Origin of the sequence: Williamsia sp. Leaf354, assembly GCF_001424365.1 — a bacterium.
In the GTDB taxonomy this organism is placed as follows: Bacteria; Actinomycetota; Actinomycetes; order Mycobacteriales; family Mycobacteriaceae; genus Williamsia_A.
The window spans coordinates 85283-104759 of the sequence record NZ_LMPL01000004.1 but is presented as its reverse complement, the minus strand read 5'-3'; the positions used below and the strand labels follow the sequence as shown (position 1 = coordinate 104759).

Here is a 19477-nt window from a genome sequence, read left to right as displayed (position 1 = left end):
ACCGATCAGTGGGTGGTGGCGGGAATCCGCGGGCCGGTCGCGGCCAACCGCTCGGCGACGACGGCGATCATGTCGTCGACGAGTCCCTTCACGACCGCCGCGGCGGTTCCGGTGTCGGGGTAGCGGGTACGCAGGTGCACGCCGTTCTCGTCGCGCCAGAACCACACCTGCAGGGTGTCGGCGCGGCCGTCGCTGGAGACGTGGTGCACGTTGTGGTGCGCGAGCCGGTCGAACCGTCGATAGTCCATGTAGGACACCATGAAGACGTCGTGACGGGGCTTGATCATCCGGCTCCCGAACGTGCCGTAGACCGTCGTGAGGTCGACCTCGGCGAGTGGTAGCGCCGCCGAGAGTCGCGTGGTCGCCGACGCCATGGCGGCATCGATGTCGCCGGTCGCGTCGAGGACCATCGGCGCGTTCGCCACGAACCATCCGACCGACCGCGACCAGAGATCGCTGCGGCGGGTGTGCACCGGGAGCACCAGGGGCAGGCGGTCGGGGCCGCCGAGATCTCGGGTGGCCACGGCCAGTGCCGCGAGCAGTGCGGGATAGAAGCGGATGGACCGCGACGCGCACAACGCCGAGAACCGATGGGCCTGGTCGGCGGTCAACACCGTGTCGACATGGATGCGGGCCGGCGCGAACTGTCCCGGCGCCACCCCGAGGTCGATGGGGAACTCCGGCACCGTCCACCCGGTCGAGGCGAGGAACTCGCCCCACTTCTCCACGAGGGTGCCGTCCCCCGTGCTCTGCCGCGCGCGTTCGGCCGCGGCGGCCTGGTGATCGAGGAAGCTGCCCGCCGATCGCGGCGCCTGACCCTCATAGGCCGACAGCACGTCCTCGGCGATGACCGCGAGGGAGTGCGCGTCGACGTAGCAGTGGTCGAAGCCGCAGATGACCGTCGTCGTGGTGCGCCCCTCGATCGCGGCCAGCACATGCGATCCGGGGGTCAGCGCGGTGCACCCGTCGATGATCGCGGCGCTCAGAGCGGCGCGGTTGTCCCCGGCGGTGGAGTGATCGACGCTCTCGACGTCGGAGACCTCGAGGCTGCCGGCGGGGTGGAGGAGGCGACGGATGGAATCGGGCTCGGAGGGATCGAGCGCGAAGTGGGCGCGCAACACCTCGTGGTGGTTGACGACCGCGGCGAACGCCGCGCGAAGGTGTGCGAGATCGAGTGTCGCCGAATCGATGTCGAAGGTGATGGCGAGCCATCCGAGCCCGCCGTCGCGGACGGCGTCGAGATGGAAGCGCTCGTTCTCCGAGGGTCCCGTCGGGTGCGGCACCGCTGCCGACGTGGTCGACACGGTCCAGCGGTGCAACGCCCCGCCGGCGATGTCGAGGTTGTCGAACGTGGTGAGTTTCACCGATCACCCGCCACGGCGCTGACGGGTACGCCCGCGGCGGCGACCGGGGCCGCTCCCGCCGCGTACTCCACGAGGAACGCGATGACGCGGTCGTGGAAGGCGTCGACCGACGCGATCGACGTGGGGTTGTCCGGGATGTGGGTCAACAGGTGGATCCCCTCGTCGTTGCGATTGACCCAGAGGTTCGCGTTGCGGGTGCGTCCCGACCCCGGCATGACCCCGGCGGCGGAGATCTCGGGGGAGTCGGCGTCGGCGAGCCGACGGAAGTCGAGGTAGGACACCATCTGTGGGCTCGTGGCGTCGGGAACGAAATCGCCGCTCGCAGCGAGAAGGCCGAGGATGGCGTGGGCGGGAACCGGGACGAGATCTCGATTGGCGCGCAACGCGTTCGACGCGGCGACGACAAGGGCGTCGGCGTCGGGTTCGTCGCCGTCGACCGCGACCGGCGCGAAGTTGCAGAGCCAGCCCTGCGTCCCCGGGTACTGCGGATCCCGGGTGGACAGGACGGTGGAGGTGAAGAAATCCGACTCGCCGGTCACCTCGTACTCACCGCGGGCCAGGGCCGCGAACATCGACCCGGCCAGCGATCCGCCGGCGGCGCGGGCGCGACGTTCACAGGCCTCGGTCTGCTCGGCGGTGAGCATCGTGCGGATCACCTCGGTCGACGGCGCCGAATCCGGGCCGATCAGTCCCAGGTCGAGCTTGCACCGGGGCACCGTACGGCCGTGGTCGCGCAGCACCGTGCGCCACACGTCGACCGCGGGGTCGTCGGGCGTCACCTGCGATGCCCGTCGGTACTCGTCGACGATGTCGGTGAGATGGCTGCCCGCCGCGGGGAGGTCGGGAGCGACACCCCGCTGATGCGCGCGGTAGCGCGTGAAGATCTCCGACAGAGCCTGGATCGAGGCGGACCCATCGGTGTGCGAGTGGTCGGAGATGGTGTAGAACGCGAACGACGAGCCTGCATCGACCGCCCCGAAGATCACGCCGGGCACGCGGTCGTAGGTCGCCTCGGCGTCGATGCGGACCAGCAGCCGCTCGGTCAGCGCGGCGTGGCTGTCGCCGCCGTCCGCGGGAGTCGTGACCATCGCGATGTCTTCCGGCGCGGCCAGGTGGCGGATCATCTCGCCCGCGTCGGTCACGTCGAAGAAGCTGCGCACCTCGTCGTGGGCGCGGACGTAGTCGGTGATCGCGGCGGCCATCGCGTCGGCGTCGAGCGGTTCGTCGATACGTGTCGTGGTCCCGACGGTCGCCCGATGGGGGAGGCCGGTGGCCCGTTTGGCCTTGGCGGCCGCGAGGTGGTCACGCTGCAGGAACGACGGCCCGACGGCGTCGATGCGGGCGTTCGAGCGCGCCGTCGCCTCGTCGGCGACGATCCACTCGATGTGCCGGCCCGGGGCCGGTGTCCACCCGTGCAGGGTGCCTGCCTTCACGACGTGCTGCCTCGTGACTGCACGTCGACCGACGACAGGGCGGGTGCGTCGTAGGTGGTGTCGGCGTTCTCGACGACCTCGAGCAACACGTCGGTGAAGGTCCGCAGGAACCGGTGCACGTCGTTCGCACCCGGGTGTCCGCTGGGGAAACGGGTCGAGAGGTTGGTGCCGGTCGCGAATCGGTTGATCCAGAAGTAGACCTCATCGGACTGGGCGCACGCGCTGCGTAGGACCCGCGCGTCGATGGCCTCCCACTGATCGGCGCCCTCGGCCGCGCGCAGGTCGATGTAGGACACGACCAGTTGCGGCGGGGTCTGGTGGCCGACGAGATCGGCGATCGGGTGGAACGGCACGGTGCCGAGGTCCTTGTACTCGCGGGCGCACTCCGCGACCGGACCGATCGCCTCGGAGAAGGTGCTCGCGACACCGGGCTTGAGGTGCACCGGGATGAGTCCGACGAACCACCCCGCCGCCTCGCCCCACTGGAGCTCGGTGCGGGTGTGCACGGGGCTGATGAAGCGCAGCTCACCCGAGCCCGACAACCGGTGCGTGGTGATCGACAGGGCCGTGTAGATGCCGGCCTGCATGTTGGCGCCCAGCGCCTTGCAGGTGCTGTGGAAACGCTGGGTCTGCTCGGCGTCGAGCAGCCAGGTCGACAGGCTGCCCTGGAACGTCGAGGGGACGCTGCCGACGTGGGGGATCGGGTCGGCGTGTCCGGCCTCGGGCTCCGGTTCCGGCAGCGGTCGGGGGAACGCCGGCATCGGGTCGGGCTGCGACGGCGTGTGCGACCGCAGGAAGTCGGCCCACCGGGTGACCTCGACCGTCTCGGCGTCGAGGCGGGCGCCGCTGGCGCGCTCGGCGTGGCTGAAGTCGAGGTAGCTGCCGAAGGTCGCCAACGCGTCGTCGTGGCCGAGCAGCGCGGATTCGTAGAGCTTGGTGAGCTCCTTGATCGCGAACACCTGGGTGTAGGCGTCCATCACGGTGTGATCGGCGCCGAAGATCACGAGGAAGGAGTCGGTGGTGTCGTCGGGTTCGACGGTGAGCACCCGGCAGTGCGGCCACTGCAGCGGCGTGATCGTGGTGTTGAACAGCTCGTTGATCCGCTCGTAGACCGCGCTGCTGCTCGAGCTGTGATCGTCGCGGGCGACGGCGATCGACACCGACTCGGCGGCGATGATCCGTCGTCCGAACTCGTCCTCGATGCCGGTCTCGGCGGACACCGGCTGCGGCACGACGGTCGACCGGAAGGCCTCATGGCGGGCGAACCAGCGGATGAGGGTGGTGCGCAGGGCGTCGGCGTCGAGGCGATGGGCGATCCGGAAGGCGGTGCCGATCCACTGGCTGTACCAGTCCTCGCCCACCTCTAGAGCGCGGCGGGCGTGCTCGAGATGTGCGTACGAGAGGCGGCGCTCGTCGTCGGTCCAGTCACTGTCGACCGCCGAGGGGGTCCACTCGGTCACGGTCCCCGCGGGGAGCGGGTAATCGGCGAGTTCGGTGTATTCCATCGGAGATCTCCTCACTGTCCATGCTCGTGTCGATCTGGGCACATCGTCGATCTCGAACACGAAACGGTCGTGTCGACACGTTTCGCCCGGCGGTCGGACCCCCGGCACACTACCGAGAGACTAACGCGAACATCGTCGATATTTAATGCTCGGATCCCACGTCGTCGTGGGATTCACAGACGCTTCCGGACATATCCCCCGCTTCGATGCGGGGAATACGTCCGGTATGCGACGGGGTGTAACAGGAAAGTCGCCTTCCGTTATCCCGTCACGCCCATGCCGCGCGAAAGAATGGGCCAACTGCGCTTCATCTGCACCTGCCAATACGGCCAGGAATGCGTGCCGTGGCCTTCGAAATCGAAGGTCGCCGGGATGCGCCGAGCGGCGAGGGTGTCGGCGAGGCGATGGGTACAGAAGTTGGCTCCGGCCTCGATGCCGCCACCGATGATGTAGCGATCGGTCGGGTTGTCGTTGCCGGGGTACTTCGGGTCGTCGAACGGACCCGGGAGTCCGCTTCCCGACGACACGTAGACGGTGCTGCCACGCAGGCCGTCGGCCTTCAACAGCACGTCGTGAGCGGCCCATGCCGGGTTGTTCGGCGGGCCCCACATGTTGTTCGCGTCGCCACCGAAGGCCGCGACGACACCGCGCGGGATGCCCTGCGAAAGAAGGTCGGCGGTGGAGTAGCAGCCGCTGTACGAGCCGACGGAACGGAAGAACCCGGGGTTGCGCGCGGCGAGCATCAGCGCCGAGCCCGCACCCATCGACAGACCCGCGATACCGCGAATCCCGTTGCCGTTGAACCGTGCATCGATGAGCGGGGGCATCTCCTTGGTGAGGAATGTCTCCCACTGGTAGCGCCCGAGCTTGGGATCGTCACGCTGCCAGTCGGTGTAGAAGCTGCCGTTGCCGGCGAGGGGGAACGCGACGGTGACGTTCTTGTCGCGGAAGAAATCCTTCGCGTCGGTCTTGCGGAACCACATGCTGTTGTTCGGGTCCTCTTCACCGAGGCCGCTCAGCATCGTCAGCACCGGGCGCGGGCCGCGCTCGACGGCGGGCACCAGCACCTGCACCTTGATCGTCTTCGCCATCGAGGCCGAGTAGATGGATGCGACGAACTGGTTCGGTCCCTCCGATTCCACCTTCTCGAGAGTGGAGACGCCGGGAGCCGCCGACGCCACCGCGCTCAGTGATGTGCCGAAGAACAACGAGACGAGTGCGACGCTGAGAAATGTCACAAACCTTCGTGAACGACGCGGCAAGCCGGTGTCCGTAGACGAAGATGTGCGCGCCGCGCGAGAGCTTTCAGAAGGCATGGATTTCCTTTACGTGAGTCAGGCCACAGTGTCTCATAGGCAAGCGAAACGATCGACACGAGTACGGAATTCACCGACGGACGTCACAGTGCGGACTCCATCGTCTCCACCGCGGCATTTGCCGCCGTCGTCGGGTCGATCATCGCACCGGAGAAGTCCGAGCACCTATTCGCCACGGCGTCGTCGAGAATCACCGACAGCGCCGAGGCCAGAACGGCCGTATCGGTGAGCTTCCCGATCGGGCAGGTGGCACCGAGTCCGGAATCAACGATCGCTCGACCCCACATCGGCTGATCTGCGCTGAAGGCGGCGATCAGCGTCGGCAGTCCCGCGCGCAGGCTCGCGCCGGTGGTGCCCGCCCCGCCGTGGTGGACCGCGGCCGCGCACCGGGGGAGGACCGACGCGTGATCGGCCGAGCCGACCACGCGCACGTCCGGACGTTCATCGATCGATTCCGACTCGGTCACCACGGCCAGGTTCGGGCCCGCGGCCACGAGCACCCGCTTCCCGCGGTCACGCAGTGCGCCGACGACGGCGCCGACGGTCGCCGCGGCGTCGGTCAACGGCATGCTCCCGAACCCGACGTAGACCGGCGGTGGGCCGGCGTCGAGCCAGGCTGCCGTGTCGGCGTCGTCGGCACCGGTGTCCCCGCCGTCGGGTGTGGTGGTGAGGAACCCCGTCATCGGACGGTGTGCACCCCACTCATCGGCCAGCCGGGGGAACAGTCCCGGTTCATAGGCCTGGATCTCCGGGGTGTCGGCGTCGGCGAGGCGATCGGCGAGCGGACCGCTCGCCGGCGCCATCCCGAGCCGTCGCCGGAGTGCCGCGTCGGAGCTCTTCGCCGACAGGTGCCAGTAGGCGAGTTCGACCCCTCGCCACACCGCCACGCTCAGACGGGGGACCGCGGCGAGGTGGGCGAGTGGTCCCAGCGGCACCGGCACGCTGCGACTCGGACGGATGGGGCAGTAGTGCAGTGGGACATATCGTGCCCCGCGGTACTCGGCGATGGTCGCCGCGCGCTCCTGACCCATCAGTCCGGTCACCACGAGGTCGGCGCCGTCACTGATCTCCAGGAAGCGTTCATCCATGGCGGTCGCGCCGAACCCGGTCACCTCGCGAAGAGCGCGCGACCGGGTGCGCGGATTTCGTGACTTCAGGTCGCGCTGCACCAGCGGTGACGCCAGGAGGTCCGCGGTGTCGGGGGCGAACACGGTGGCATCGACACCGTGGTCGGTAGAGAACTCGAGCAGGTTCTCCGGTACGCCGACCGCGACGTCGTGGCCACGTTCGGTCAGGGCCTTCGCCACGGCCAGGCCCGGCTGCACGTCACCGCGACTCCCGTTGAGCGCAAACGCCACCCGCATCGGGCTCACCAGTCCTCGGGCTCGAGTGACCAGCGCGCGAACTCGGCGTGCACGATGTCGGGGAGGGTGGACCGGCCGAGGCCGTCGGGATCGAGCCCGATGACCGACAGGGTGGTGATCCCGCAGGCCTCGTTCGTCCAGGCGGCCAGACCGCCGCGCAGCGACCGCAGCTTCTCGGCGGTCACGGCCTGGGTCGTGGAGCGGGTGACTACGCCGTTGGCGCGGTCGGGGTCGCCGAGGCCGGCGAACTGGCCGTCGAGGGTCCCGAGGTTCGAGGCCAGCGCCAACGGGGTCGTCGCCCCACCGCTCAGTGCCGCGACGGTGCGGTCGGAGAGAGCCTGCATCGCGGGTTGGAGGCGGACGAAGGTGCTCGGTCGGCCGGTGCCCACCGCGTAGACCTCTTTGGCCAGCGCGCGGATGACACCGAGGTCCTTCTCGAGCGCCGCCGACGCCGGGATGTCGAGGGACAGCCCGGTCGTGGCGTTCGCGCGGTCGTCGTCGGGGGTGCGCAGCGACATCGGGATGGAGATCCGGACGGTGTCGTCGGCCCCCACGCGGCCGCTGGCCACGATGATGCCGAGCACGATGGCCACGAACAGGGCGTTGCTGGAGCCGCCGGCCTCGGCGGCCACGGCGCGCCAGGCCTCGGTCGGGACGCTCGTGATGCAGAGCGGGGCCAGCGCACCGTCGTTCTCCGCGGCGGTGGGATCGACGTCGACGGTCCGGCTCGTCTTCGCGGTGACGGCTGCCGGGGTCGTGGTCTGATCCGGGTCGCGACGGACGCGGCGGGTCACGAGGTCGGTGGCGAGCGCCGCGAGGTTGGTGGTGATGGCGGCGGCCTGGCCGGTCGCGTCACGCGCCTGCTCGAACACCGACGGCGAGCGCGCCTCGAAGCGGCCGACGTCGTCGCCGCTCAACGCGTCGAGGATGGCGCGCACGATGAGGGCACCGTCCCCGGCGGCGTGCGCGACGCACAGGGTGACGATCGCGCCGCCCTGCTCCAGGGGTGCTGATCGGAGCTCCCACACCGGGCCCTCGGTCAGATCGAACCGGGTCGATGCCGCGGCGTCGATCCACGCGGTGACACCGCCCGCGGGCACCGGGGTGTCGTCGACGACCCGGCCACCCGACCGGGTGGGTTCGGCGACCCAGTGGTCGCGGACCAGCGGCAGCGAGCTGCGGCGGAGCAGACGACCGATACGGCCGACGGCGAGGCGTTGCGCGAGCCGGTCCAGTTCTGCGTCCGACGGCAGGGAGTGCAGCCGCCACACGGCCTGGTTGACCACGGGCACACCGAGGGCGCGGTCCATGCGGATGAACAGGTCGTCGTCGACGGTTGTGCGCAACACCGAGGGCATCGTCGCGTCCACCTCTCTCACGGCTGGGACGTCTGCCGCCGGGTGGGACGGACGAGACGAGTGGGAGCCTAGCGATCAGAGTTTGCGCAGATAAATCCGGACGGTCAACGGCGCGAGAACCGCGATGAGCACGAACGATCCGATGAGCGAGTACGCGAGGTGGGAATCGACCCGTCCCTCGCCCGCCAGCAGGCGCACCGCCGACACCAGCTGCGACACCGGATTCAGGTCGGCGATGGTGCGCATCCAGGCCGGCATGGTCTGGGTCGGCACGAACGCGTTCGACATGAAGCCCAGGACGGTGAGGATCAGTGCCGAGAAGCTCTGCACGGCGGAGATCTTCGACAACATCACCCCCATGAGGGCGAACACCCAGCTCAGGGCGAACGCGGAGAACACCACCAGCAGGACCGACGCCACCACGCCGGGGATGCTGCCCGGTCGGTATCCCATGGCCAGCCCGACGCCGATGGTGATGAACCCGGCGATGAGGTAGCGCAGCAGCGCGGCCACCAGCAGGCCCGACAGGGGTGCCAGCCGCGAGATGGGCAGAGACACGAACCTGTCCATCAGGCCCTTGTCCATGTCCTGTCGCAGCTGGATCCCGACGACGACGGTGGAGCTCACGGCCACGTTGACCAGCACCCCGGGCACCAGCAGCGGGAGGTAGGACGCGACGCTGCCGGCGACGACGCCGCCGAAGATCGTCCCGAGCAGCACGGTGAGGATGATCGGGACGACGATGACGTCGACGAGCAGCTGCGGCGAGTGCTTGAACTTCAGCAGGCCGCGGCGCGCCAGCGTGAGGGTGTCGAGGACGGCCTTGCCGAACCCGACGCGTTCGGTGACCGTCGCCATCGGGATGGTCGTGAAGCGGTTCTCGAGGTCGTCGACGGTGTCGAGACGGCCGAAGGCGTCGGTGGTCATGTGGGCCGCCGTTCTTCGGTGAGGGCCAGGAAGACGTCGTCGAGAGATGGTGCGTGCACCCCGAACTCGTCGACGCTGATGCGGCGGTCGGACAACGCGGCGATCACCTGGGCCGCGCGAGCCGAATCGGGCACGGGGACCGTGAGTTCTCCGGTGCGGCGGTCGATGTCGACGCTGTGGCCGAGCAGACCCTCGATCGTCGTCGCGGCGGTGGAACCGTGGCCCGGGTCGGAGAGCCGGACCGACAGCGTGAAGGTGCCGACCTGCTTCTTGAGCGTCTCCGGCGTACCGCGCCCCACCACCCGACCGTGGTCGATCACGACGAGCTGGTCGGCGAGCGCATCGGCCTCGTCGAGGTACTGCGTGGTCAACACGACCGTGGTGCCCGCCGCGACGACGTCGCGCACGATCTCCCACAACTGGGTGCGTGTGCGCGGGTCGAGACCGGTGGTCGGTTCGTCGAGGAACAACAGGGCGGGCCGACGGATCATGCTGGCGGCCAGGTCGAGTCGCCGGCGCATGCCGCCGGAGAACTGGGCGATGGGGCGCTTCGCGGAATCGGTGAGACCGAACTGCTCGACCAACTCCGCCGCACGGCGACGGGCCTGCGATCCGCGCAGACCGACGAGGCGGCCGTAGATGTCGAGGTTTTCCAGGGCGGTGAGGTCGTTGTCGACCGAGGCGTACTGCCCGGTGAGCGAGATGACCGACCGCACGGCCGTCGAGTCGGAGACGACATCACGTCCCAGCACGCTGATGTGCCCGGCGTCGGGACGGAGCAGCGTCGCCATCATCCGCACGATCGTCGTCTTGCCCGCACCGTTGGGTCCGAGCAGTCCGCAGACCGTGCCGGCGGGGACCGCGAAGTCGACGTCGTCGACGACGCGGCGGCCACCGAACACCTTGGTCAGTCCGACGACGTCGACGGCCGGGGGACCGTTGGTCGCGGCATCGGAGCTCGGTAGGTGGATCGGATTCCTGCGCGGCGGGTCGGGGTGGGCGTGGGGGGCCACGGCAGGAGTCGGGTCGGGCTCGGGGTCACGGCGTGCGTGACGTCCGACGCGTGCGGTCGTCCCCGACGGGCTCGGCCCCTCCGTCCACGGTGACCCGTGCGGAATCGACATCTCCAGACCTCCCCCGACGTCGTCCCCGTGACGTCATCGCCCGTCAGGGTACTGGGAGGCCGCTCGACGGACGCGGCGGAGAGGTCCGGAATCCGGCGATCGTGACCGGTGTCATCCCGTCGACCACAGATCGGCCACCGCGACGCCGACGTCGCCGAGGAGTCGGCGCACCAGCGGCAGGCCGATCCCGATCACCGACGACGGGTCGCCGTCGATGCCGTCGATGAGCCATCCGCCGAGACCGTCGAGGGTGAAGCCGCCCGCGACCTCGAGCGGTTCAGTCGAGGCGACATAGGCGTCGATGGTGGCGTCGTCGACGTCGGCGAAGCGCACGACCGTCGACGACGACTCGCGGGCGCGGGCGCTCACCGTGCCGTCGATGACCCGCAGCACGCAGTGGCCGGTCACCAGCTCGGCGGACCGTCCCCGTACCGAATGCCAGTGCGCGCGGGCGACATCGGCGGTGTGGGGTTTGCCGCTCAACCGACCGTCGAGGAGCAGCATCGAGTCGCAGCCGATGACCACCGCGTCCGACGGGGCGTCGCGGGAACCGACCAGCATGCCCGCCACCGCATCGGCCTTCGCCTCCGCGAGGCGGGTGACGACCGTCGCCGGTGCGGCGTCGGACCCCAGTTCGGCGACGACGGCGTCCTCGTCGACGTGGGACACCACCACCCGCGGATCGAGACCGGCCGCGCGCAGCACCCGCAATCGGGCAGGCGACGCCGACCCGAGGACGACGACCGGCGGCCGTGGACTCAGTGGCCGAAGGTGAGGTTGAGGAACGCGGTCGGGGCCGTCGGCCACGCGGGACGCAGACGATCGGTCGGCGTGCCCCACAGATCCCGCGCCGGCGGCGGTCCGCTGTCCTCGCTGCCGCCCGCACCGGCCAGCACGGCGACGAGCACCGCGACGTCGGTGTCGGACGGGTTGCCGCCGACGATGCGCAACAGCGGACGAGCCGGAGCCGCGGCGTCGGAGGCCGTGGTGTCGTTGTCGGTGGCGTCGGTGTCAGGGGTGTCGGTCACGGCATCTCCATTCGCTGCGCTCACAGTGACATCATTTTCGTTCGCTGCGCTCACAGCGACATCATTTTCGTTCGCTGCGCTCACAGGGGAATGTTCCCGTGCTTCTTCGGCGGCATCGACACCATCTTGCGCTCGAGGAGCTTGAGGGCGGTGGCGATCTGGCCGCGGGTGTGCGACGGCGGGATGACCGCGTCGACGTAGCCACGCTCGGCGGCGACATACGGGTTCACCAGTGTGTCCTCGTACTCCTGCTGCAGCTGCAGGCGCAACGCGTCGACATCCTCGCCGTTGGCCGCGGCCTCCTTGAGGCGGCCGCGGTAGACGAACCCGACGGCGCCCGAGGCACCCATGACAGCGATCTGGGCGGTCGGCCAGGCCAGGTTCACGTCGGCACCCATGTGCTTGGAGCCCATGACGTCGTACGCGCCGCCGTAGGCCTTGCGCGTGATGACGGTGATCTTGCCGACGGTGGCCTCGCCGTAGGCGTAGAGCAGCTTCGCTCCGCGACGGATGATCCCGTTGTATTCCTGCTCGGTGCCCGGCAGGAAGCCGGGGACGTCGACGAGGGTGATGATCGGGATGTTGAAGCAGTCGCAGGTGCGCACGAATCGGGCCGCCTTCTCCGAGGCGTTGATGTCGAGGCAACCGGCGAACTGGGTCGGCTGGTTGGCCACGATGCCGACGCTGCGGCCGTCGACCCGACCGAACCCGATGATCACGTTCGCGGCGTACCCCGCCTGCACCTCGAGGAACTCGTCGTCGTCGAGGATCCGGCGGATCACCTCGTGCATGTCGTAGGGCTGGTTCGGCGAGTCGGGGATCAGGGTGTCGAGCTCGAGGTCCTCGTCGGTGAGGGTGTCCTCGATCGACCCGGCCGCGGGCTGGTCGACGGACAGACGCGGGGCCTCGCCGCGATTGTTGCTCGGCAGGTACCCGAGCAGCTCACGGACGTAGTCGAGGGCGTCCTCCTCGTCGGAGGCGACATAGTGCGCCGTACCCGACTTCGACATGTGGGTCTGCGCGCCGCCGAGATCCTCCATCGTGACGTCCTCACCGGTGACGGTCTTGATGACATCGGGGCCGGTGATGAACATCTGGCTGGTCTTGTCGACCATCACGACGAAGTCGGTGAGCGCGGGGGAGTAGACGTGGCCACCGGCGGCGGCACCGAGGATCAGCGAGATCTGGGGGATGACACCCGACGCGCGGACGTTGCGGTGGAAGATCTCGCCGTAGAGGCCGAGGGACACCACACCCTCCTGGATGCGGGCCCCGGCGCCGTCGTTGATGCCGATGAGCGGACGGCCGGTCTTCACCGCGAGGTCCATCACCTTGACGATCTTCTCGCCGTAGACCTCGCCGAGGCTGCCGCCGAACACCGTCGAGTCCTGGCTGAAGACACACACCTCGCGACCGTCGATGGTGCCGTATCCGGTCACCACGCCGTCGCCGACGGGACGGCGTGTGGCGAGTCCGAAATTGGTGCTCCGGTGCCGCGCCAACGCGTCGAGTTCGACGAACGATCCCTCGTCGAGGAGGTGGGTGATGCGCTCACGCGCGGTGAGCTTGCCCTTCTCGTGGACCTTCTCGATCGCGGCCGGCCCAACCGGTTCGGCGGCCTCGGCGAGGCGTCCGCGCAGGTCGGCGAGCTTTCCCGCGGTGGTGTGGATGTCGGGTGCGCTGTCGGCGTCGCGCGAGGCAGTCGTCATGGCAACGATGCTAACGAGCGCACGCTCGGTCGTGCGGACCGACCCAACCTGAGTGTGTCTCATGTTTGCGCGAGCCTAGGGTGATCGCATGTCCGCGGCGCCCCCCGACCCCGTCCCGTTCGAGCCGGTACGGCCCGACGTCGTCCGATCTGCCGCCGGGCCCTCGTGGGGGCCGATCGAGGTGGTCGACCGCACCGGGTCGACGAACGCCGATCTGGTGGCCCGATGCTCCGACCGGGACTGTGTCGGTGCGGTGCTCATCGCCGAGGAGCAGGTCGACGGGCGGGGCCGGCAGGGGCGTCGGTGGGAGTCGGTCCCCGGCACCCACCTGGCGATGTCGATGGTCGTCGACGCCCACGGCGCGGCCGCGGCCGGCGCGTTGGGATGGATCCCCCTGCTCACCGGTGTCGCGGTGGTCTCCGCGATCACCGAGGTCACCGGCGTCTCGTCCCGGGTGAAGTGGCCCAATGACGTCCTCGTCGGCGGCCTGAAGGTGTCGGGGATCCTCGCCGAACTCGCGCACGGCCTTCAGGATTCGGGGGTCGGGCGTTCGGTGGTGGTCGGTGTCGGCGTCAACACGGGGCTGGCGGCCGACGCCTTGCCCGTCCCGACGGCGACATCGTTGAACCTCGTCACCGGCACGTCGGTGGACCGTTCACGGTTGGCCGGGGCGATCCTGGCCTCGATGGCGCGGGAGCTGTCTCGATGGCCTCACGACCTCGGTGCGCTCGCCGAGGACTACCGCGCGGTGTGCGGGACGCTCGGGACCCGTGTGCGGGTGGACCTGCCCCAATCGCAGGTGCTAGTCGGGACCGCGACCGACGTCGACGAGACCGGACGGATCGTGGTCATCCCGGAGTCCGGCGGTGCCGCCATCGCGATCAACGCCGGTGACGTGACCCACCTGCGGCCCCTGGCCTGATCGACACTGGCCTGATCAGCGGTAGCTCTCCACGCTCTTCGAACCCATCGCCGAGATGAGGAAGAGGATCGGCAGTCCGATCACGAGGTGCATGATCGCGGTGCCGATGCCGGTGGTCCACTCCTGCGACAGCAGCAGGGGCAGCAGGACCGCGGCCGCGATGAGCAGGCCCACGATCCAGCTGAAGAATTGATCGGGCGACGGCGTGGTCAGCTGCAGCACGTACCAGAGCGCACCGGCGAGCAGCGCGCACAACGCCCCGACGACGGCGAACCAGTACTCGTCCTGCGACACCGGGTTCCAGACGCCGAACTTGCCGGTCTCGGTGATGCGCTGGCTGATGACCCGGATGATCCACGCGATCAACCACGCCGCGAGGGCCGTGACGACCGCGGTCGCCAACACGCCGCCGATGAACAGTCCGGTGTTGATCTGGGGGCCGCGCCGCGGCGGTCGAGGCGCGCGTGCCCGCTTCGCCTGCGCCGGATAGGGATCGGCGTAGCGGTCGCGACCGTACGGATCGCCTCCGTACGAGTCGGCCGCATACGAGTCGGCCGCGTAGGCGGAGGTGTTGCCGTAGGAGTCCCCGCGGTACGCGTCGGCCCGGTAGGGGTCGTTGTCGGCCTGGCCGTACGCGCGGGTGCGCGGGTCGTCGGGCTCGTTCGGGTACTGGGGTCGTGGGCTCATAAGGCGCCTCCCGCTCGGGTGTGTTCCCGCCGCCGGGACCGGCGTTCGGTTCGGAGCGATCGTCGTCCGAGTGTAGCGAGTGGGTACCCGCCGACACCGCGACACCGGGCCCGTGATGTCCGATCTACGACTAGCCTCATCATCGCCGCACCCGCGCGGACACCTGGCGAAAGGCGCACCGATGGGGTACCCGGAGAACATCCTCGCCGACGGCGAGCACGTCGTCCTGCACCGTCATCCGCACTGGAAGTGCCTGATCGTCCCCACGCTGATCTTCCTGGTGGTCACCGCCCTCGCGGGTATCGCCGCGGGGTACACCTCGAGTGATCTCACCGGATCGACACGGTCGGTGCTGTGGATCGTGATCGCCGTCGTGTGGGCGGTGGTCGTCGTCTGGTTCTTCCTGCGACCCCTGATCTCCTGGCGCACCACGCACTTCGTGCTGACCGACCGGCGTGTCACGTTCCGCAACGGGATCCTCACACGGTCGGGCATCGACATCCCGTTGCAGCGGATCAACTCCGTCGAGTTCCGACACGGCGTGATCGACCGGATGCTGCGCACCGGGACGCTCATCATCGAGTCGGCGTCGGAGGATCCGCTGTCGTTCGACGACATCCCGCAGGTCGAGAAGGTCCACTCGCTGCTCTACCACGAGGTGTTCGACCCCGAGTCCGGCGCGCGGCCCGGGGACGGGTTCGACGGCGGTCGACGGCGCTGATCCGTACCGTGTTGTCGTGACCGACGTATTGCTGGCCGAAGACGACGAGGCCATCGCCGGGCCCCTGGCCCGTGCACTCACCCGTGAGGGGTACGGGTGCGAGATCGTGACGACCGGGCCCGACGCCCTCGAACGGGCCCGGGACAACCGGTTCGAGCTGCTGGTCCTCGACCTCGGGCTCCCCGAGATGGACGGCCTCGAGGTGTGCCGTCGCGTGCGGGCCGCCCGCCCGCAGCTCGCGGTCCTCATGCTCACCGCCCGCACCGACGAGGTCGACTTCGTGGTGGGGCTCGACGCCGGCGCCGACGACTATGTCGGCAAACCGTTCCGACTCGCCGAGCTGCTGGCCCGGGTGCGCGCGCTGCTGCGCCGCAAGCAGGGCGTCGACCTGGTCCTCGAGGCCGGCGACATCCAACTAGACGCCCGCGGTCGACGGGTGTTGGTGGGCGGCAAGGACGCGACGCTGGCCAACCGCGAGTTCGATCTGCTGCGCTTCCTGATGGAACGGGGCGGCGAGGTGGTCAGTCGCGAGGAGATCCTCACCGAGGTGTGGGGATCGGCCGATCTGCGATCGTCGAAGACCCTGGACATGCACGTGTCGTGGCTGCGGCGGAAGATCGGGGACGATCAGGCCGGTCGCACGAAGCGGATCGTCACCGTGCGCGGTGTCGGCTTCCGGTTCGATCCCGACTAGATAGCCATCCCCGACCGAGAAGAGGCGCGCGGTGCGCAGACGGATCCTGCTGTCGATGATCGCCATGGTGATGGGCATCGGGTTCCTGCTCGGGCTGCCGCTCATGTTCACCGCGTGGTGGTGGGTCGACGACCTCGCCCATCAGGATCTCGACCAGCGCCTCAAGCGGGTCTCGGGTGAGCTGATCGACCAGGAGTCCGACGGTGGGCCGAACGCCGTGGCGCTCGACACCGCCCCGTTCCGCCTCCTGCTCCCCGCGGGCGGTCGCCTCGAACTGGAGTACCCGGCGGCGCCCGGTGAGAGTGACCGCACCGCGATCGGCGACACCCTCGCGGGGGCGACGGTGAGCGAGTCGGTGAGCCTCGGCGACGCCGGCGCGATCACGATGGAGATCCCGCTGTCGCAGGTGCGGGGCAACCAGTGGACCGCGGTGGGCGTGGTGGCCCTGGTTCTCACCGCGTCGGTCGCCGCGGGCACCGTCGTCGCGGCGGTCACCGCGAAACGCCTCGCCGACCCCCTCGAGGAACTCGCCGAACGTGCCTCGAGCATGGCGCAGGGCGATTTCCACTCCGCGTGGAAATCGCACGGCATCGTCGAACTCGACCGGGTGTCGAGCGCGCTCGAGGTCGCCAACCGGGAGATCGCCCTGCGCCTCGAACGCGAGGGCGAGATCGTCGGCGAGGTCTCCCATCAGCTGCGTAGTCGTCTCACCGCGATCCAGTTGCGGCTCGACGAGCTCTCGTTGCATCCCGACCCCGACGTCGTCGACGAGGCCGAGGCGGCACACGAGCAGGTGGAGCGACTCAACCGCGAGCTCGACGAGCTCATCGCGGTGTCCCGCGACTCCGCCGTGCTGCCCAAGGGACCGATCGACGTCCACGGGACCGTCGATCCGCTGGTCCGGGACTTCACCGAGTCGTTCCACCAGGCCGGGCGTGAGCTGGAGGTGACCTACTCGGGCGAGAGCACCGCCTGGGCGACCCCGAGCCGGCTGCGTGAGGCGGTCTCGGTGCTCATCGACAACTCCCTGCGCCACGGCGGCGGGGTGTGCCGGGTGGAGGTCGCCGAACTCGTGGGGGCGGGGATGTTGCGGGTCGCGGTGGGTGATGAGGGGTCCGGCGTCCCCGACGACCGCGTGCAGCTGATCTTCCGCCGCGGGTACTCCGCGGCCGGCTCCAGCGGCGTCGGGCTGTCGCTGGCGCGGGCGCTGGTCGAGGCCGACGGCGGGCGGCTGGAACTGACCACCCGACGCCCGGCGACGTTCAGCATCGTGGTGCCGACCGGCGAGGGCGGACCGCTCACCGGACCGCGTGATCGGGTGGCCGTGGCCGTCCGCGAGCCGCGCTGAGGCGCTCTATTGCGTCAGCGACGTCCGAGGGCGTCGGGGTCGGCGTCGCCGATGGTGACCTGACCGGTGGCAAGGGCCTCGATCTCTGCGTCCTCGTCGCCCTGGGTCTCGGGGAACGCGAACTTCCGCAGCGCCCAGAACCGGAACACCATCTGCAGGACGTTGCCGATGATGTAGCCGAGGATGAAGTCGATGACCACCAGGGCGGCGACGCTCGCGTGGTTGCGCACGTCGAACAGGTTGTTGGCGATGAACAGGGGAGCGGCCTGCAGGACCACGCCCATGCCGCTGATGACGAAGAACAGCAACGCCTCGTGGTGGGTCTCGCGACCGCCGCGGTTCTTGAACGCCCACTCACGGTTGAGGACGTAGCTCAACACGGTCGCGAGCGTGCCGGAGATGACCTTCGCGATCACGGGCTTCTGCTCGAGGATCGTGAGGCTGAGCGAGTAGAAGATGGCCATGTCGAAGACCATCGTGGTGCCACCGACCATCGCGAACTTGATCAGTTCGTGGTGGCGGAGCGCCAGTCGCCGGATCGGCGCCGGGGTACGGGCGAGGAGCCCGTCGATAGTCGACACAAGTCACGAGTCTACGAAACGATCGGCGAAACATTGTCATCGTGGCGGTGAACTGCAGGGTCGGCGGGTGACCCTCCCGACGGTGGTACGTGGTCGCCGAGCAGGTCGGGCGTGACAGCATGGTCAGCCGTGAGCCAAGAGTCGACGGGTCAGAACACAGCGCCGCGCGCCGTCGCGAGCGCACCGGGCGCGCTGCCGACGGTGGCGATGATCGGCGGGGGACAGCTCGCGCGGATGACGCACCAGGCCGCGATCGCACTCGGACAGCGCCTGCGTGTGTTGGCGGCCTCGGCCGACGAACCCGCAGCACTCGTCACCCCCGACGTCGTGCTCGGCTCCCACGACGACCTCGAGGACCTGCGACGGGTCGCCGTGGGCGCGGTCGCGGTCACGTTCGACCACGAGGGGGTGCCGACCGACCTCCTGCACACGCTGGTGGCCGAGGGCGTGAACGTGCTCCCGCCACCGGAGGCCCTCGTCCACGCGCAGGACAAGTCGGTGATGCGCCGCCGCCTGTCGGAGATGGGGCTGCCGGTTCCCGACTTCGTCGACCTTGACGGCCCCGACGCCGAGGCGACACTGCGTGACTTCTTCGCCCGCCACGACGGGCGCGTCGTGCTCAAGGCGATCCGCGGCGGGTACGACGGGCGCGGCGTGTGGATGCCCGACGACCTCGACGACGCCGTCGAGGTGCTGACACGGTCGGTCGCCGACGGGACGCCGTTGCTGGCCGAGGCCCGGGTCGCGATGCGCCGTGAACTGTCGGCGATGGTGGCGCGCTCGCCGTTCGGTCAGGGCGCGGTGTGGCCGGTGGTGGAGACGGTGCAGCGCAACGGCCAGTGTGCGGTCGTGATCGCCCCCGCACCGGATCTCTCCGACGAACTCGCCACCCAGGCGCAGACCATCGCGTTGCGACTGGCGAACGAGCTCGGCGTCGTCGGCGTGATGGCGGTCGAGCTGTTCGAGACCGAGGACGGCCGGCTGTCGATCAACGAGCTCGCGATGCGTCCCCACAACAGCGGTCACTGGTCGATGGACGGGGCGGTCACCGGGCAGTTCGAGCAGCACCTGCGTGCGGTCCTCGACTATCCGTTGGGGGACACCCGCGCCCGCGCCGAGGTCACCGTGATGGCCAACATCCTGGGCGCCGACTCGGCGCCGACGATGTCGATGGACGAGCGGTGCCACCACCTGATGGCCCGGATGCCCGACGCCCGTGTGCACCTGTATGCGAAAGGTGAACGGCCCGAACGCAAGATCGGCCATGTCAACATCGTCGGTACACCCGGCGACGATGTCGCAGGGGTGCGCGAACGCGCCGAGCGGGCGGCACACTGGATGTCGACCGCGGTGTGGGCCGACGGGTGGGATGAACATGGGCGGGAATGAGCCGGAT

At 69.5% G+C, this 19477-nt stretch carries 18 protein-coding genes; 5 read left to right on the top strand and 13 right to left on the bottom strand.

Annotated features, from left to right (window positions below):
* Positions 1-5 precede the first annotated feature (5 nt).
* From ASG12_RS14985 to ASG12_RS14935, 11 genes are all read right to left on the bottom strand, one after another.
* A complete protein-coding gene (locus tag ASG12_RS14985; protein WP_055791237.1) occupies positions 6-1364 on the bottom strand; it encodes a condensation domain-containing protein in 1359 nt (452 codons plus the stop codon).
* Positions 1361-2797, bottom strand: coding sequence for a hypothetical protein (locus ASG12_RS14980; protein WP_055791234.1), 1437 nt, complete (start codon positions 2795-2797; stop codon positions 1361-1363). The genes ASG12_RS14985 and ASG12_RS14980 overlap by 4 nt, the downstream gene beginning before the upstream one ends.
* Positions 2794-4302 (bottom strand): condensation domain-containing protein, encoded by a 1509-nt coding sequence (locus ASG12_RS14975; RefSeq protein WP_055791231.1) that lies wholly within the window; start codon positions 4300-4302, stop codon positions 2794-2796. Before ASG12_RS14975 ends, ASG12_RS14980 begins: the two co-directional genes overlap by 4 nt.
* Positions 4303-4562: 260 nt before the next feature.
* A complete protein-coding gene (locus ASG12_RS14970) occupies positions 4563-5540 on the bottom strand; it encodes an alpha/beta hydrolase (protein ID WP_235457110.1) in 978 nt (325 codons plus the stop codon).
* A gap of 161 nt (positions 5541-5701) precedes the next feature.
* The gene (locus ASG12_RS14965; protein ID WP_055791226.1) at positions 5702-6982 is read right to left on the bottom strand and encodes a glycosyltransferase; all 1281 of its coding nucleotides are present in this window, start codon (positions 6980-6982) and stop codon (positions 5702-5704) included.
* A gap of 5 nt (positions 6983-6987) precedes the next feature.
* On the bottom strand, positions 6988-8361 hold the full coding sequence (locus ASG12_RS14960) for a hypothetical protein (protein ID WP_156378127.1): 1374 nt from the start codon (positions 8359-8361) through the stop codon (positions 6988-6990).
* A gap of 54 nt (positions 8362-8415) precedes the next feature.
* Positions 8416-9198 (bottom strand): ABC transporter permease, encoded by a 783-nt coding sequence (locus ASG12_RS14955; protein WP_055792145.1) that lies wholly within the window; start codon positions 9196-9198, stop codon positions 8416-8418.
* Between the two features lie 65 nt (positions 9199-9263).
* On the bottom strand, positions 9264-10391 hold the full coding sequence (locus tag ASG12_RS14950; RefSeq protein ID WP_156378126.1) for an ATP-binding cassette domain-containing protein: 1128 nt from the start codon (positions 10389-10391) through the stop codon (positions 9264-9266).
* A gap of 111 nt (positions 10392-10502) precedes the next feature.
* The gene (locus tag ASG12_RS14945; protein ID WP_055792138.1) at positions 10503-11153 is read right to left on the bottom strand and encodes a nucleoside triphosphate pyrophosphatase; all 651 of its coding nucleotides are present in this window, start codon (positions 11151-11153) and stop codon (positions 10503-10505) included.
* A complete protein-coding gene (locus ASG12_RS14940; RefSeq protein WP_055791217.1) occupies positions 11150-11419 on the bottom strand; it encodes an acyl-CoA carboxylase subunit epsilon in 270 nt (89 codons plus the stop codon). The genes ASG12_RS14945 and ASG12_RS14940 overlap by 4 nt, the downstream gene beginning before the upstream one ends.
* Positions 11420-11499: 80 nt before the next feature.
* Complete coding sequence (locus ASG12_RS14935; protein ID WP_055791214.1) at positions 11500-13128, bottom strand: acyl-CoA carboxylase subunit beta; 1629 nt, start codon at positions 13126-13128, stop codon at positions 11500-11502.
* A gap of 88 nt (positions 13129-13216) precedes the next feature.
* Here ASG12_RS14935 and ASG12_RS14930 point away from each other — a divergent pair, with 88 nt between their 5' ends.
* Entirely contained in the window at positions 13217-14050 is an 834-nt protein-coding gene (locus tag ASG12_RS14930; protein ID WP_082502040.1) for a biotin--[acetyl-CoA-carboxylase] ligase, read from the top strand.
* Between the two features lie 15 nt (positions 14051-14065).
* Here the strand turns inward: ASG12_RS14930 and ASG12_RS14925 are convergent, their stop codons facing one another.
* On the bottom strand, positions 14066-14737 hold the full coding sequence (locus tag ASG12_RS14925) for a DUF6069 family protein (RefSeq protein WP_055791211.1): 672 nt from the start codon (positions 14735-14737) through the stop codon (positions 14066-14068).
* 181 nt (positions 14738-14918) lie between these two features.
* Here ASG12_RS14925 and ASG12_RS14920 point away from each other — a divergent pair, with 181 nt between their 5' ends.
* Genes ASG12_RS14920 through ASG12_RS14910 form a run of 3 tightly spaced genes read left to right on the top strand, consistent with a single transcriptional unit; the run spans position 14919 to position 17500 of the window.
* Positions 14919-15458 carry a PH domain-containing protein gene (locus ASG12_RS14920; protein ID WP_055791208.1) on the top strand — a complete coding sequence of 180 codons (540 nt, stop codon included), beginning with the start codon at positions 14919-14921 and terminating at the stop codon, positions 15456-15458.
* A gap of 16 nt (positions 15459-15474) precedes the next feature.
* Positions 15475-16152, top strand: coding sequence for a response regulator transcription factor (locus tag ASG12_RS14915; protein WP_055791205.1), 678 nt, complete (start codon positions 15475-15477; stop codon positions 16150-16152).
* Positions 16153-16183: 31 nt separating this feature from the next.
* Positions 16184-17500, top strand: a complete 1317-nt coding sequence (locus tag ASG12_RS14910; RefSeq protein WP_055791202.1) for an ATP-binding protein — start codon at positions 16184-16186, stop codon at positions 17498-17500.
* A 14-nt stretch (positions 17501-17514) separates the two neighbouring features.
* Here the strand turns inward: ASG12_RS14910 and ASG12_RS14905 are convergent, their stop codons facing one another.
* Positions 17515-18081 carry a GtrA family protein gene (locus tag ASG12_RS14905; RefSeq protein WP_055791199.1) on the bottom strand — a complete coding sequence of 189 codons (567 nt, stop codon included), beginning with the start codon at positions 18079-18081 and terminating at the stop codon, positions 17515-17517.
* 129 nt (positions 18082-18210) lie between these two features.
* Here ASG12_RS14905 and ASG12_RS14900 point away from each other — a divergent pair, with 129 nt between their 5' ends.
* Entirely contained in the window at positions 18211-19470 is a 1260-nt protein-coding gene (locus tag ASG12_RS14900; protein ID WP_268810451.1) for a 5-(carboxyamino)imidazole ribonucleotide synthase, read from the top strand.
* Positions 19471-19477: the final 7 nt, after the last annotated feature.

Excerpts from the sequence above, each read along its gene's own strand:
- ASG12_RS14935 (WP_055791214.1), bottom strand. The coding sequence starts at position 13,128 with ATGACGACTGCCTCGCGCGACGCCGACAGCGCACCCGACATCCACACC.
- ASG12_RS14975 (WP_055791231.1), bottom strand. The coding sequence starts at position 4,302 with ATGGAATACACCGAACTCGCCGATTACCCGCTCCCCGCGGGGACCGTG.
- ASG12_RS14925 (WP_055791211.1), bottom strand. The coding sequence starts at position 14,737 with ATGAGCCCACGACCCCAGTACCCGAACGAGCCCGACGACCCGCGCACC.
- ASG12_RS14965 (WP_055791226.1), bottom strand. The coding sequence starts at position 6,982 with ATGCGGGTGGCGTTTGCGCTCAACGGGAGTCGCGGTGACGTGCAGCCG.
- ASG12_RS14950 (WP_156378126.1), bottom strand. The coding sequence starts at position 10,391 with ATGTCGATTCCGCACGGGTCACCGTGGACGGAGGGGCCGAGCCCGTCG.
- ASG12_RS14920 (WP_055791208.1), top strand. The coding sequence starts at position 14,919 with ATGGGGTACCCGGAGAACATCCTCGCCGACGGCGAGCACGTCGTCCTG.
- ASG12_RS14955 (WP_055792145.1), bottom strand. The coding sequence starts at position 9,198 with ATGGCGACGGTCACCGAACGCGTCGGGTTCGGCAAGGCCGTCCTCGAC.
- ASG12_RS14930 (WP_082502040.1), top strand. The coding sequence starts at position 13,217 with ATGTCCGCGGCGCCCCCCGACCCCGTCCCGTTCGAGCCGGTACGGCCC.